Genomic DNA, 13,362 nt, shown 5'->3' with positions numbered 1-13,362 from the left:
GCAAACCATCATGGCGAAATGTCCCTTTGCGCAGTGGCGGCCCATCACCGGCCCGTCCGGCCACAATGTCGGCGGTCCGTACAAGATCGTCCATCACACCACGGAGGGGTCGAGCGCGGCGGGCGCCTTCACTGCATTCGCCACCCACCGTTCAGATCCGCATTTCACCGTCGACGGCACCACCGTATACCAGCATATCGACACCGATCTGGCGGCGCGCGCGCTGCGCCATGATGCCGGCACGCCGGAGACGAACCGCGACAGCGCGGTGCAGATCGAGGTGGTCGGCTTTGCCGGCGCGCCGAAGCGGACCGCCACGCTGAAGAACGTCGCGCGCCTGTGCCGCTGGATCGAGCAGACGCACGCCGTTCCCCAGGCTTGGCCAGCCGGCCCGCCCAAGCCGCCGGTGCGGGGTGCCGATCCCGGCGGGCACCGGCGCGACCCGGCGATCTGGGGCAATCAGGGCGGCCATTTCGGTCACAGCCAAGTGCCCGGCAACACGCACTGGGACCCCGGCTATACCGCCGTGGAAGCGGATTACGTGCTGCACGCGACGTTCGACGCGGATGGCGCGGCAACCAACCGCGACGACCCCAGGGTTGCCCCGCTGCTCGCGCGCGCAGCGGTACCCGCTACCGAGTACGCGCCGGAGGTGATGGACGATCACGACGCCGATGCCGGGGAGCCGGACGGGGAAGGGGGGAATGGGGATAACCGCCCGTGAGCGCATCCTTCCCCAATCCGCTCAACGACGCCGATGGCGACGACGCGCTGGACGATGGCGAGGCGCTGTGCCTGTCGGGCGGCGGGTATCGCGCGATGCTGTTTCATCTGGGCGTGCTGTGGCGGCTCGAACAGGCAGGCGTTCTCGCGCGGGTGAAGCGGGTGTCCAGCGTGTCCGGTGGATCGATCACCGCCGCCCGGCTGGCGCTGGTCTGGGGAGAGGTGCGGCCGGGCAGCCCCGGCGCGCTCGACCGTCTGGTCGACAGGGTGGTCGGCCCCGTCCGCGCGCTTGCCGGACGGACGCTGGACGCGGACGCGATCGTCGGCGGCATCCTGCTGCCCGGCAGCATCGGCGACCGGGTCGCGGCCGCGTATCGCAAGGCGCTGTTCGGCGACGCGACGTTGCAGGACCTGCCCGACGCCCCCCGTTTCGTCATCAACGCCACCAACGTCCAATCGGGGGTGCTGTGGCGCTTCTCGAAGCCGTACATGGGCGATTATCGCGTCGGCCGGGTGATGAACCCCGACCTGTCGCTGGCCACCGCCGTCGCCGCCTCCTCCGCCTTTCCGCCGGTGCTGTCCCCGATCGAGATCGACCTGCCCGCCGGCGCGGTCGCGCCGGACCCGAAGGCCGACCTGCAGCGCGAACCGTTCACCACGCGCGTCGTGCTCGCCGATGGCGGCGTGTATGACAATATGGGGCTGGAAACCGCGTGGAAGCACTACCGTACGCTGTACGTCAGCGACGGTGGCGCGCGGATGCGGGCGGAGGAAGAGCCGAAACGCGACTGGCCGCGCCATGCCTACCGCGTCCTCGACCTGATCGACAATCAGGTGCGTGCGCTGCGCAAGCGGTCGGTGATCGCCGCGTTCACCGCCGATCCGGCGAGCCCCGGCGCCAGGCGCGGCGCCTATTGGGGGATCGGCACGCCGGTTGAACGCTATGCCGCTCATTCCGCGCGGCTGCCGTGCCCGGCAGACGCGGTGGCGGAGCTGGCGGCGGTGCCGACCCGTCTCAAGCGGCTGGATGACCGCACGCAGGAACGGCTGGTGAACTGGGGCTATGCCGTGTCCGACGCCGCCCTGCGCACCCATGTCGACGCCGCGCTGCCAGATCCGGCCGGCTTTCCCTATCCCGCGAGCAGGGTGTAAACCATGGCGACGGCGCCGAAGACTTGGGTCGAATGGGCCGATTTCTTCTCCAAGACACTGATCGCCACCGCCGGCCTGCTGGTCAGCGCGGCCACGCTGGTTTTGACCTATGCCGAAAAACAGCGCGCGCAAGCGGAACAGGCGCTCGCCACCCGACGCAACGCCGAGATCGCCCGCAAGGCCGATGCGCGGATCGACGAGGCCAGCCACCGTGACAAGGCGCGCTTCATCCTCGATCAGCTGCCGCCCGATTTGCGCGAACGCCTGAACCTTCAGACTGCGATCGATTATTGCAACGATCCGTCGGAAACCGGACTGAGGATGGGCGCGAATGCCGGCCTGTGTCGCAACGTATCGAAGCTTGGCGGAGAGCGGCTCGCGGCAAGCGCCTCGTCCGCCACGCAGGTCGCGCGAACCGCGGTGACGCAGCAGGATCCCAAGGCGTTCCTGAACTCGCCGGCCGCGGCTGCGCAGAATGCCGGCGTCGCCGCGGCGGAGGCGGCGCGGCCGGCCGCGTCGGGACGCTGGTTCGCGGTGGTCGGCACATTGCCGCAAAGCGCGCCCGGCGCGGTCGGCGCGCTCGCCCGGCAATTGAACGCCCGCCTTCAAGGCGCCGGGCTGCCGGACAATGACGTGCACGTCTACCGCACGCGGATCAGCAACAGCTTCGCACTGACATCGGGCACCGATAAATCCGAGGAGGATGCCCGCGCACGGGCCCGGATGCTGCGCCGCGCCGGCTTTAGCGACGCGTTTGCCCAACCCGATCGCGGCTGGTCACGCGCGGATGATCTGCGGTGATATACGAGATTTGGAAACGCCGCAGCGAATATCGTGGCGGCAGCCATCCGTATTGGATTACGGACGATTTGCAGAAGTCCAGCACGGCAAACGAAAAAAGTCTTCAAATGAGGACAGGTGTCGGTGCCCAGTTGCATCACATGCCTTGAAAACTCAATTGGCGACAAGGCCTTCGGCAGGCCGGCTACCATCGAAAAGGGACTGACTCCCGCCTTTTCACTGGCTGGCGGCAAAATGTTCGAGTCGAGTTATGGCGAGACTCCGCAACGATCCGCTTCATGCAGACGTTGAACTGATTTGGATGCCCCTTCGCTTGGCACCTCCCGGTGCCGGTCCGACATCATACGATGCCGCTCGAAAGAGGCATGCACATCAGTTCAGGACGCTTCGGTTCGGAGAGGAACAGTATCTCTCAGTGAATCCGCTGAAGGGCTTGCCACAAGCGCGGATTTCGACGATCGCCGGCAACTCGAGCTCCCAGAGATATTATCGAAGCGAAAGATGGCGCGGTAGGCGCTTATGTCGAAGCAGGCCGGTCCCGCTCGATAGAGTAAGGGAGCCACAAACGGAACCGACCTGCCCACGGCGGATTACAACCCGACGCTACATTAGTGTACCACATTATTAAGCCGTATTCCCTGATCCAGGTGGATGTGCAGGCAACGTTTGGCGATAGTTGTACGCTAGGCGTTCAGTCGCGGGACTTGGTGGATCGGATTGACGATGAACCGGTCTGGCTCTGACGTCCAGATCTTGGCGATGTATTCGTAGGGTGTGAGGCCGCTGAGCGTCTTGAGCCGGCGGGCAGAGTTGTAGGCGACCTTGAAGTCGGCGAGGTGCGTTCGCAGCTGGTCGTGGCTTTCGTAGTGGAAGCGTCTGAAGGTCGACCAGTTGGGTGACCGTGAACTTGCTCGTACAGTCGATGCCGACGAACAGGTAGAGCTTGCCTTCGGTGGTCTGCACCTCAGCGATGTCGATGCGGAAGAAGCCGATCGGGTAGCGCTTGAAGCGCTGTCGCTTGGGCTTGTCACCCTCAACATCCGGCAGCCGGGAGATCCTGTAACGCTGGAGGCAGCGGTACAGCGCTGACCTGTCAGGTGCGGAATTGATGGCTGCAACGCATAGAGACAGTCGTCGAGCGGCAGCAGGGTGTGGCGGCGGAACGCCACGACCATTGCCTCCTCGCCCTCGGACAGGGTGGTGGAATGAGGGGCCTTCGGCCCGGTCTTCAGATCCTCCACCGTCGCCCGCTTGCGCCACTTCGCGACTGTCTTGGGGTTGATCCCCAGCTCCTGGCTCAGCGTCGCGAGCGAAGCTTGCGATCGCTGTATTGTTGCTCAGATGACGTGCGTGATCGTGGCGTTTCCGTGACGTACCTGTCCCATGCGGCTTCCTTCCATTCCAACGAAAGGATTTCACCATCAACCGTGAGACCAAACACCTAGTCGCTGGTTCCTCGCCAACCCACCATTCTGGCCTCAGTCTACAGGGCTGTTTCCGATAAGCCCTTATTATCGGAATCTGTGTTCGCGCGGGAGATTTGGTGTCAGCGGCCGCTTTGATGTAGAACCGAGGCGTGGCTACAAACGGTGGAGGTGATACATGGGTGTGGTACGAGGCAAGATCATTGGCGGCGGGCGCGTCGCGCTGCCCGCCGACATTCGCCGCGCCATGGGGTTGAGCGAAGGCGATACCGTTCACTTCGAATTGGATGGCGAGGAGCTGCGGGTCCGCTCGGCCAGGACCGCGCTCAAACGCATTCAGGACCGGCTTCGCCCATATGGTATTGAGACGCTGCGTGCGTCGGACGAGCTGATCGCGGAGCGCCGCGAGGCAGCGGCGCGTGAGTAAGCCTATGTACGTGCTCGACGCCTCGGCTTTGCTCTGCCTGCTGTTCGACGAGCCCGGCGCAGACCACGTCGGCGATCGGCTCGCCGGCGCACTGGTCAGCGCAACCAATTATTCCGAGGTGATCGCCAAGCTGGTCGACCGTGGCGCGCCTGTCGAGGAGATCGTCGGCATCATGGCAGACCTCGAAGTCGAGATCGTCGCGGTCGACCGCCATCAGGCCGAGCGTGCCGGTCTGCTGCGCGAGACCACCCGCAACGCCGGCCTGTCGCTTGGCGATCGCGCCTGTCTCGCGCTGGCGCAGACACGGCGCGCGGTTGCGCTGACTACCGACCGGGCGTGGGCCGAGCTGGATCTCGGGCTTGAGGTCGAACTCGCGCGATGAGCGACGAAGAGCGCGAGGAGGAAGAGAAGGCGCTGACGGTGTTGCCGGCCAGCGCCGGCGGCATCCTGCCGGGAATTCTCGACGAGGAGATCGAGCGCACCCGCGCGTTCGTCCGCGCCGCCCGCGCCGACGCCACCCACCGCGCCTATGACAGCGACTGGCGCGTGTTCCTCGCGTGGTGCGAGGCACGCGGGCTCGACCCCCTCCCCGCCAGCCCGCAAACGGTCGCCGTCTTTCTTTCCGTCCAAGCGACCGGCGACACCACCACCTCGCCCCCGCGCCCTGCGCGCAAGGTCGCCACGCTGTCGCGTTATCTCGCGGCGATCAACTACCGCCACAAGCAGGCGCGGCTAGCCACTCCGGGCGATCAGGATGGCGGCGTCCTTGTCCGTGAGGCGTTCGCCGGCATCCGCCGACGCGGGCGCAACGACAAGACCCAGAAGAGCGCGGCCGACGGCGAGCGCCTGCGCGCGATGCTCGCCACGATCGTCGGTGATGACGTCCGCTCGGCGCGCGACCGGGCACTGCTGGCGCTCGGCATGGCGGCCGCGCTGCGCCGCTCCGAGCTGGTCGCGCTTCAATTCGACGACATCCTGTTCCGGCCCGAAGGGCTGAGCGTCCTTATCCGCTCGTCCAAGACCGATCAGACCGGCGAGGGTGTGTCGATCGCGGTGCCCGAGGGCTCGCGGATCCGCCCCAAGGCGCTGCTACTCGAATGGCTGCGGGTGGGGCGCGTCAGCGACGGGCCGCTGTTCCGAGCGCTGGTCGAGGTCCGCGAGAAGGTGCGCGATCCCGAGACGCGCGAGCCGATGCTCGATCCGGTAACCGGCAAGGCGCAGTTCCGCCGGCTTGGTGACCGGGTCCAGTCCGGGGCGATGAGCGATCGCACCGTGGCGCTGGTGGTGAAGGCGCGCGCCGAGGCGGCGGGCCTCGACCCGGCGCTGTTTGCCGGCCACTCGCTACGATCGGGGTTCCTGACTGAGGCGGCGCGCCAGCCGAACGCCAACATCTTCAAAATGCGGGAGGTCAGCCGGCACAAGTCGCTCGATATCCTGGCCGCTTACGTGCGCGAGCACGACAAGTTCCGGGATCATGCGGGCCAGCGCTTTCTTTAAGAACAGGGTTCATCGTCCGAGGCCGGGTCCGTTCGGGCGTCGCACTCACCTCGCGCACAGCACCCTAACACCTTTATCAGGATCACCTCAGATCATCACCCGTTCCACCTCGTCCAACGTCACGTCGTCGGAACGCCGGTCGTAAAGCTGCGTGGTGCGGGTGGAGGCATGGTTGGCCATGGCCGCCGCGCGTTCCAGCGTCCCCCCGTTCTTGAGATAGGCCGTGATCCCCGTCGCGCGAAAAGAATGATTGCCGATCACGGTTTCGATCCCTGCGGCCAACCCACGCCGTCGCACCATCTGATATGCATTGCCTTGGGGCAGGGGATTACGGCTGAGCCGGCCCGTTCCGCGTGCGACGGTGCGGAACAACGGTCCCTTGCGATCTTCGGTCAACCCACAGCCATCGATATAGCTGTGGAGATACTCCTCCAGATTATGATGGCACGGCATCTCGTGCCGCTTGCCGCCCTTCTCACGCAGACGTACCCACAAGCGCCGGTTCTGGACGAATACGTCGTCCACCGTCATTGTCAGCGCGGCGCCCACGCGCGCGAAGCTGTAGACCATCAACCCGATCAGAGCACGATCGCGCAGGCCCGCCGGCGTGGAGACGTCGATTGCATCGATCAGCGCGCGGGCTTCCGCCGGGTCCAGCACCGGCGTCTTGCCACGCCTGACGCTGTGCGCGGGGCCCCTTACCGAAACTGCAGGATTTTGAGCCACCACTTGGGTGCGGACCAGCCAGTCGAACAGGTGGCGCACACCGGCCAAGCGCTGCTTGACGCTGGGGATCGAGACGTCACATCCCAGTTCCTCGACCCAGGCCGCAACGTGGATCGGCTGGATCTGGGCAAGCCCGGCCACGCCCCGATCCGCGCACCATTGCAGGAAGTCGCCGCATCCCCGCCCATAGGATCGCCGCGTGTGCGCGTTGCGGATGGTCGCGGTGAAGAACTCCAGGAACCGCATCTGTACCGCCGGTTCCGCCTCGGCAATGATCGCCGGCAGGGGAACCCTCGGTGAGGACAGGGGGGCGAGCATCGTCATCCGGTTGTCAGGCTAATGCGGATCAGCGACGTTGACAATCTAATATGTCGACACCGCGACATGTCTATACCACGATCACAACCTTCCCACCGTATCGCAGGTGGAGCGGTGACCATCACCCGTTCACCCGGCCGCACGCGTCTCCCGCAACCTGACGACGACACCCTGGGTCACCTGGGCAAGCGCTTCTTCGGAAAAGAAACCTCCGGGCACCAGGCAGCGATCAATCAACACGCGGCGGAATGCTGCAAAGGTTGCTTCATGCGGCCGGCCAGGATCCTGCCAGAAATCATCCAGCCGTCCCTGAAATGTCACGTCGTCGATATCGTACACCGCCTGACCGAGCACGACCACCGGCACCCCCAGCGCAAGGGCCAGCGTGCCGCTAGTGCTGTTGATCGTCACCATACCCCGGGCGTTCCGAGCCACCGGAACGATATCGCCGCTTTCCAGATAGTCGACCCGATCGGCGACGCCGTGAAGCGCCGCAAGCGCTGCCGTTTCGGCCCGCCAGTCGCGCACGCCATTGTCAAGCGGATGCTCCTTGACGACCAGCCGCAACGGCGCGGGCGCATGGTCCGCAAAAGAGCGGATCACCATGCGGAGGGCATCGGCCACGCCCGCAAAGGACGAATGAAGCCGGATCTGGGCATCGGAATCCAGCTGCAGGGGGAACAGCATATAGGGTTCGCACGACCGCTCCAGCCGGCTGACCAGCGCCAGCGACTGCGCCTCCGCTTCCTTGCGTCGCCTCAGCCTGCGTACCCAACCGGCCGCTTCCACCATCGGCGGCCAGGGACGGTGGTTGCGCCAATAAGGATAGCGCCAGCGGGTGAACACGTCCGCCACGTTATAGGCGACCGCCTCCAGCGCCCGTCTGCGGAATGAGGAGGGGATCTGGCGATGCTCCGCCAGGGGCGGCAGCATAGCGGCCTCCGCCCGGTACCACTCCGGATCGCGGGACAGGCTGGAATGGCCGTTCACCCCGCCCGCCTCGAACGTCACCCAATCCGGGCGGATATAGCCTTCCTCGAAAACATGGACGGGCACGCCGAGTTCGCGACAGGTATCGATCGCCGCCATGTGCAGCGGCCGGCAGTCACCGAACAGCATGACATCGGTGATGCCGCGCTCCCGAACGATCCGCCCCATCGCGGCCGGCCAGTTTTCCAGGCTGTCGCGGTAATCGATACCGCCCGGTAGTCGCCAGAACAGCCGGTCACCGCCGTTAAAATTCACCTTGTAGACCTGGTGCCCCTCCTGGCGGAGGGCCTGGCCCAGACGGCGGAACAGCCGTCCCATCAATCCTTGCAGCATAAGGATACGCCGGGGCGCCGGCCTGGACGAAACCGGGGAGCCGGCGAACAGATCAGGCATTCCGGCAGTCCTTCATTCCCGTTCTTGCGGCACCCTGCGCTGAACACCGGCAGCTAGTCAGACACCCCCGCCAAGGCAAGCATACCGGGATGACACCCCCGGTCGCATCCGCTATCGTTTCGCACCCGCCACGCTGCCGCGTATCCCGTACGAGGTGACCTTTAAGGCTGGCAACACGGCGGAACTGTGGCGATCGATGCCGTTTACCTCCTGATCCTGCTGGTCGCGTCGCTGCTGCTGGACAGCGCCGTCCGGCCGCGCCGTGGACTCGTTCACGGCTGGCGTGGACGCAGCTGGCAGGGACTGGCCCTTCACCTCGGCACCATGGTCGTGCTGTTCGGCCTGTTCCTGGCGATGGCGGGCAGCGTGCCGGCCGCCGGTGCACTGGCCCTTGGGTGCCAGGCGGCGTTCGTGATCGGCTCCAATGCCAAGCATGTGATGCTGGGGGAGTCGCTATTGTTCTCGGACCTCGCCCTGTTCGCCGGCCTGTTCCGGCATCCCGGCTTCTATTTCACCGCTTTATCCATGGGGCAGAAGGCAGGGGCGGCGGGCGGGGCGGCCGGACTGCTGCTGGCGATGGCGTGGCTGTTCGTGCCGCGCCTGGCGCCGCATCTCGCCGGCCTCTTCCTATGCCTCGGCGCGTTGGGGTGCGTCGTGCTGGTGCTGCGCGCGCCGGCATTGCAGCGCCTTGCGCGGGTGCCCGACATGCCCGCAGACCTGCTGCGACACGGTCTGATCGCGACGCTGATCCTTTATTGGCTGCGATGGCGCGCCACGCCCGATCCGCCGGCCCGGCCGACGAACAGGCGGCATGCCGCTCCCGGGGCGCCCGAGCTGATCGTGGTGATCCAGTGCGAGTCCTTCGCCGATCCGGTCGAATTGACGGGGGACGACGCACTGGCGCTGCCCGGGCTGACCCGAACCAGAGCCGACGCATGGCAATGGGGCGATCTCGCCGTCAGCGGCTTCGGCGCCTACACAATGCGAACCGAATTCGGCGTGCTGTTCGGCCGGGGCGAGGACGCGCTCGGCTTCCGCCGTTACGATCCCTTCCTCACCGCGCGGGGGGAAGCGTCGCATGCGCTGCCGGCACAACTGAGTGGGGCAGGATATCGCACGCTGTTCGTTCACCCGCACGACCTGCGCTTCTACGGGCGCGACCGGTTGATGCCCGCCATCGGCTTCCATCGGCTGGTAGGGGAGGATGGCTTCCCGCCGGTGGTGGCGGGGCAGGGGCGTTATGTCGACGATCGGACGCTCGGAACCGGGTTGCGGGACCTAATCGATGCCGCGACGGGGCCGACGCTGATCTACGCCGTGACCATGGAAAACCATGGTCCGTGGATGAAGAACCGCGTGCCGGGTTTGCCGGGGGGCATGGACGCCTACCTCCACCACGTCCGCAACAGCGATGCCATGCTGACGGATCTTGGCAAACATCTGGCCGATAGCGGACGGTCCTCGCTTCTGGTCTTTTTCGGCGACCATCGGCCCAGCATCCCCGGCGTGCTGGAGCCCGGCCCGATCCGCCACACGCCTTATGTGATGCTGCGCTTCGCTCCCGATGGCGAAACCGTCAGCGGCGCAGGCCGGGTCGACCTGACTCCGGACGCGCTGCACCATGCCATTCTGGGATCAGCAGGGCTGGGGTGAAGGGCCGGACTAAGGAGATGGCGCCGGCGGGTGCAGACTGCGCAGCAGCCGGTTCCGCCAGCGTGACGGCATGACTCGATCCACCAGCCAGAGCAGCGCAAAGGGCCAGGGCAGGACGAGATGCCCACATCCCCTTGCGCTCGCCCGTGCAATCCGCGCGGCGACCACGTCCGGCTGCATCAGGAGGAGCCGGGGGCCGGGAACCTGCCGCCCGCCTGGCGTATCGATGAACCCAGGAGAGGCGAGCAGGACATGGACGCCGTGCGGCGCCATTGCGATCCGCAGCGCCTGGGCGAAACGGGCCAGCCCCGCCTTCGACCCGGCATAGGCCGTGGCGAAGGGCAGGGCGTGGAAGCCCGCGGCCGAACCGATCAGGATGATATGCCCACCGCCCCGTGTGGCCATGGCATCGGCAAGCGCAGCCGCCATCGCACTTGGCGTCACGTAGTTGACCATGCCCAGCCGGGCGACCCGCCCCGGATCCTCGACACGTTCGTCAGGTGCCTGAATATCGCCCAGTCCCGCCGCGAGCACGGCGATGTCGATGGGACCAGCCGCCTTCTCCTCGGCAAGTGCGGCAAGCGCGGCCGCGCTGTCGACAAGATCGAGCGATCGTGTCGTCGCTGTCGCACCGGCGACGCGGCACGCGTGCGCGACCGCCTCCAGCCGCGCTTCGTCTCGCGCCCACAGCAGCAGCATGCTGTCATGATCCGCATAATGCCGGGCGATCGCCGCACCCAGCCCGCTCGACGCGCCAGTGATGAGTATCCGTCGCGCGGGTCGCGCAATCCGTGACGGAGAACTGTTTGCCGCAAAATCCTGGTCATCCATGCGATGGCGATAACACCTCCGACCGGTAAGCGCTTGACTAAGGAAGGCAGGCTCTGCCCTAGAGGGGACGATGAGTATGCGTCGACCAGCCCGCCGGCCGGGTCTTGAACGAGATACGGGCGGCGTACGTTCGCAAAGGGTCCGGTTGTTCCGCAGCGATCTGCTGGAACACATGACAATGATCTCGCCGCGCAGCTTCGCCCTGATCTGGGCGGTGCTGATCCCGTTCATCGCCTGGATGGGCTGGGGCGCGGTCGATGCGGGCACATGGATCGGGCTGGTGCTGCTGGGTCTTCTGACCTGGTCAATATTTGAATATGCGATGCACCGCTTCATCTTTCACTGGGAGTTACGGTCGGAGCTGGGCCGCTGGTGGACTTTCGTGATCCACGGCAACCACCATCACGATCCGAACGACTCCCATCGAAGCCTGATGCCCCCCATCGTCAGCGTCACCTGGGGGGGAGCGATCTGGGCGGCACTCGTTCTGCTGGCCAGACAGCCGGGATCGGTCGTCTTTCTCGGCTTCATCATCGGCTATGTGACGTATGACGGCATTCATTACGCCTGCCACCAGCTGCCGGTCCGCGGTCCGTTGATGCGGAAGCTGCGCCGCCATCACCTGCGTCACCATTTCGGCCGGCAGGAGGGCAATTACGCCATCACCGCTATTTTCTGGGACCGGGTGTTCGGCTCCCACCTTTCTAGCAAGGCATCGTCCAGCATTCGCGCCCGCGATTAGCGCGCCGCCCGTTTCAGCCACCCCTGCCAGCGTCGCAGGCGGGTGACCCAGCCCAGCCGGTTGACGGCGTCACCTGCCACCATGCGGGCGATCAGCGTTTCCGGCTCGCAGGGCAGGCCGCTGACTGGGTCGAGATAGCGGGGATACAGGATCAGCACCCCCGCGACGAGCTGGTCCAGTGTCAGCTGCCGGCCACGCCGCGTCGGTGCGGGCATCATATCTCGCGTCAGGCCCCAGCCTGCATAAAATGGCATGCCGTGGCACGTCACGTCCACTCCACGCAGCAGCGCCTCAAACCCGGTAAGCGAGGTCAGGACATGCACCCCGTCTATCCGTTGCAGCAGTTCGGCCATGCTGCCCCCGCGGACGATGCGGTCGGCTGGACCAAGCGCGTCGGCATCGCGCACCGCACCCTTGCGGTGTCCCGCATCGACATCGGGATGGGGCCGGAACCAGATCTCCGCCTCCGGCTCCAGCGCGCGGGCGCGGCGCAGCAAGTCCAGGTTGCTGGACAGCCCGCCCCCGCCCAGCCGCACGGACATATCATCCTCAACCTGGCCGGGCACCAGCACCAGCCGCACACCCGGCCGGCGCGACGGGAAGGCGTGTGCCCGGTCGCCGCCATATTTGCTGATCCCACTCTCCACGATCCGGACACGCAGCCGTCCCGCCCGCTCCAGCATTGCGGGCGGGAAAGGTGCATGACCCAGCAGCACCTCCAGATCGCTCGCACGGACAGGATCATAATGGATGCCGAGCCGATCCACGGTGACTGACGATGGCGGCACCAGGTCGCTGCCCAGCCCGATCGAACGAACGAACCCGTCCTCCACCCGTATCAGCGACACGCCTTTGGCCTCGGCTCTTGCGGCCATCCCGACGGACACACGCGACGGCCAGACCGCCACCGCACCGCTTTGCCGGGCGGCATAGGCGATGGCTCGTCGTTCCGACCGAAAGAAGCGCAAGGGCGGCCCCGGCGACCAGAGGAACCGGGCGATTTCATGCCGCTTCCACCAGCTCATGCCACAGGCCGCGACGATGCCGCTATTGGCCTCGATGATACGGCGCCAGTGGCCCAACCGGGCGATGATCGTGTCGACCGAAGCGCGCTGCCCGGAAATGGGATCGTGATACGCCGTGCCAAGCAGCCGAGCCGCCACGTGCCGGCTGAGCGTCGGCGCGTCCATGCCGGGCTCCCCGTAACAACCGGGCGACAGCACCTGCACCGCGCACCCAACGATCGCGCCCAGGGCGACCCACTCGTCCCCGCCATGGGCAAACAGGCGCGTCTCGGGGGTCAGCAGCGACCAAGGGTCGATATCGCAGACGGTCACCGTTCCCCCATCGGGGCGATCCGCAAGGGCAGGGGGGAGCAGCCACAGGGTCGCGCTGCGTTCCGCCCGGTCCAGTCCGGCGTCCAGTCCGGTACCCAGCCGTTCAATGTCCGCGCCCGATCGCGCCCGCACGACCACCCGCCAGTCGCCGGGCGGGGCCGCCCGTTTCCAAAATGCGCCGCCCACCCGCTCACGCCGCAAGGCCGCGAAGAGGTGGTCCACCACCCCTTCCTCCTTCACGCCGTCATCGACGACGAGCATTGTTCCCGACTTCGACAGCGCCAAGGATGCGCCGGGAAAGGGAGGTGCGCGCAGCAGTTCCGTGGGTGCCGGACCATCGCTGTCCAT

The 13,362-nt window shown here is 66.4% G+C and carries 12 protein-coding genes and 1 pseudogene; 8 read left to right on the top strand and 5 right to left on the bottom strand.

All coding sequences use genetic code 11. The features are described from left to right. Positions 1-10: 10 nt before the first annotated feature. The 3 genes from BMX37_RS15910 to BMX37_RS15900 are packed head-to-tail and all read left to right on the top strand — an operon-like array spanning position 11 to position 2,676. Positions 11-724, top strand: a complete 714-nt coding sequence (locus BMX37_RS15910) for a peptidoglycan recognition protein family protein (protein ID WP_093666756.1) — start codon at positions 11-13, stop codon at positions 722-724. Continuing rightward, entirely contained in the window at positions 721-1,875 is a 1,155-nt protein-coding gene (locus BMX37_RS15905) for a patatin-like phospholipase family protein (RefSeq protein WP_212611465.1), read from the top strand. The genes BMX37_RS15910 and BMX37_RS15905 overlap by 4 nt, the downstream gene beginning before the upstream one ends. A gap of 3 nt (positions 1,876-1,878) precedes the next feature. After that, positions 1,879-2,676, top strand: coding sequence for a hypothetical protein (locus BMX37_RS15900; protein WP_093666755.1), 798 nt, complete (start codon positions 1,879-1,881; stop codon positions 2,674-2,676). 683 nt (positions 2,677-3,359) lie between these two features. Here BMX37_RS15900 and BMX37_RS15895 read toward each other — a convergent pair. Further along, positions 3,360-4,007: pseudogene (locus tag BMX37_RS15895) on the bottom strand (transposase family protein). Between the two features lie 271 nt (positions 4,008-4,278). On the opposite strand from BMX37_RS15895, the gene BMX37_RS15890 reads away from it, so the two are divergent. From BMX37_RS15890 to BMX37_RS15880, 3 genes are read left to right on the top strand one after another with little or no spacing between them, the layout of a single operon-like run. Beyond that, the gene (locus tag BMX37_RS15890; RefSeq protein ID WP_093666754.1) at positions 4,279-4,527 is read left to right on the top strand and encodes an AbrB/MazE/SpoVT family DNA-binding domain-containing protein; all 249 of its coding nucleotides are present in this window, start codon (positions 4,279-4,281) and stop codon (positions 4,525-4,527) included. 4 nt (positions 4,528-4,531) lie between these two features. After that, positions 4,532-4,909 (top strand): type II toxin-antitoxin system VapC family toxin, encoded by a 378-nt coding sequence (locus BMX37_RS15885; RefSeq protein ID WP_170842030.1) that lies wholly within the window; start codon positions 4,532-4,534, stop codon positions 4,907-4,909. After that, positions 4,906-6,024, top strand: coding sequence for a tyrosine-type recombinase/integrase (locus tag BMX37_RS15880; RefSeq protein ID WP_093666752.1), 1,119 nt, complete (start codon positions 4,906-4,908; stop codon positions 6,022-6,024). The genes BMX37_RS15885 and BMX37_RS15880 overlap by 4 nt, the downstream gene beginning before the upstream one ends. 87 nt (positions 6,025-6,111) lie before the next feature. On the opposite strand, the gene BMX37_RS15875 is transcribed toward BMX37_RS15880, so the two are convergent. Together BMX37_RS15875 and BMX37_RS15870 are read right to left on the bottom strand one after the other, a co-directional pair. After that, positions 6,112-7,074, bottom strand: coding sequence for a tyrosine-type recombinase/integrase (locus BMX37_RS15875; RefSeq protein ID WP_093666751.1), 963 nt, complete (start codon positions 7,072-7,074; stop codon positions 6,112-6,114). Between the two features lie 123 nt (positions 7,075-7,197). Beyond that, complete coding sequence (locus BMX37_RS15870) at positions 7,198-8,451, bottom strand: capsule biosynthesis protein (protein ID WP_212611464.1); 1,254 nt, start codon at positions 8,449-8,451, stop codon at positions 7,198-7,200. A gap of 186 nt (positions 8,452-8,637) precedes the next feature. Here BMX37_RS15870 and BMX37_RS15865 point away from each other — a divergent pair, with 186 nt between their 5' ends. Then, positions 8,638-10,104 carry an LTA synthase family protein gene (locus BMX37_RS15865; RefSeq protein WP_244501638.1) on the top strand — a complete coding sequence of 489 codons (1,467 nt, stop codon included), beginning with the start codon at positions 8,638-8,640 and terminating at the stop codon, positions 10,102-10,104. 9 nt (positions 10,105-10,113) lie between these two features. Here BMX37_RS15865 and BMX37_RS15860 read toward each other — a convergent pair whose 3' ends face one another. Next, the gene (locus tag BMX37_RS15860; protein ID WP_093666750.1) at positions 10,114-10,935 is read right to left on the bottom strand and encodes an SDR family NAD(P)-dependent oxidoreductase; all 822 of its coding nucleotides are present in this window, start codon (positions 10,933-10,935) and stop codon (positions 10,114-10,116) included. Between the two features lie 145 nt (positions 10,936-11,080). Here BMX37_RS15860 and BMX37_RS15855 point away from each other — a divergent pair, with 145 nt between their 5' ends. Beyond that, positions 11,081-11,677: a sterol desaturase family protein gene (locus tag BMX37_RS15855; protein ID WP_244501637.1), complete on the top strand. Its 597-nt coding sequence runs from the start codon at positions 11,081-11,083 to the stop codon at positions 11,675-11,677. Here BMX37_RS15855 and BMX37_RS15850 read toward each other — a convergent pair. Next, the gene (locus BMX37_RS15850; protein ID WP_093666786.1) at positions 11,674-13,362 is read right to left on the bottom strand and encodes a capsular polysaccharide export protein, LipB/KpsS family; all 1,689 of its coding nucleotides are present in this window, start codon (positions 13,360-13,362) and stop codon (positions 11,674-11,676) included. The genes BMX37_RS15855 and BMX37_RS15850 overlap by 4 nt on opposite strands.

It is taken from the genome of Sphingomonas gellani, assembly GCF_900110035.1.
GTDB classification, from domain to species: domain Bacteria; phylum Pseudomonadota; class Alphaproteobacteria; order Sphingomonadales; family Sphingomonadaceae; genus Sphingomonas; species Sphingomonas gellani.
This window is presented reverse-complemented; position numbering and strand designations above follow the sequence as displayed.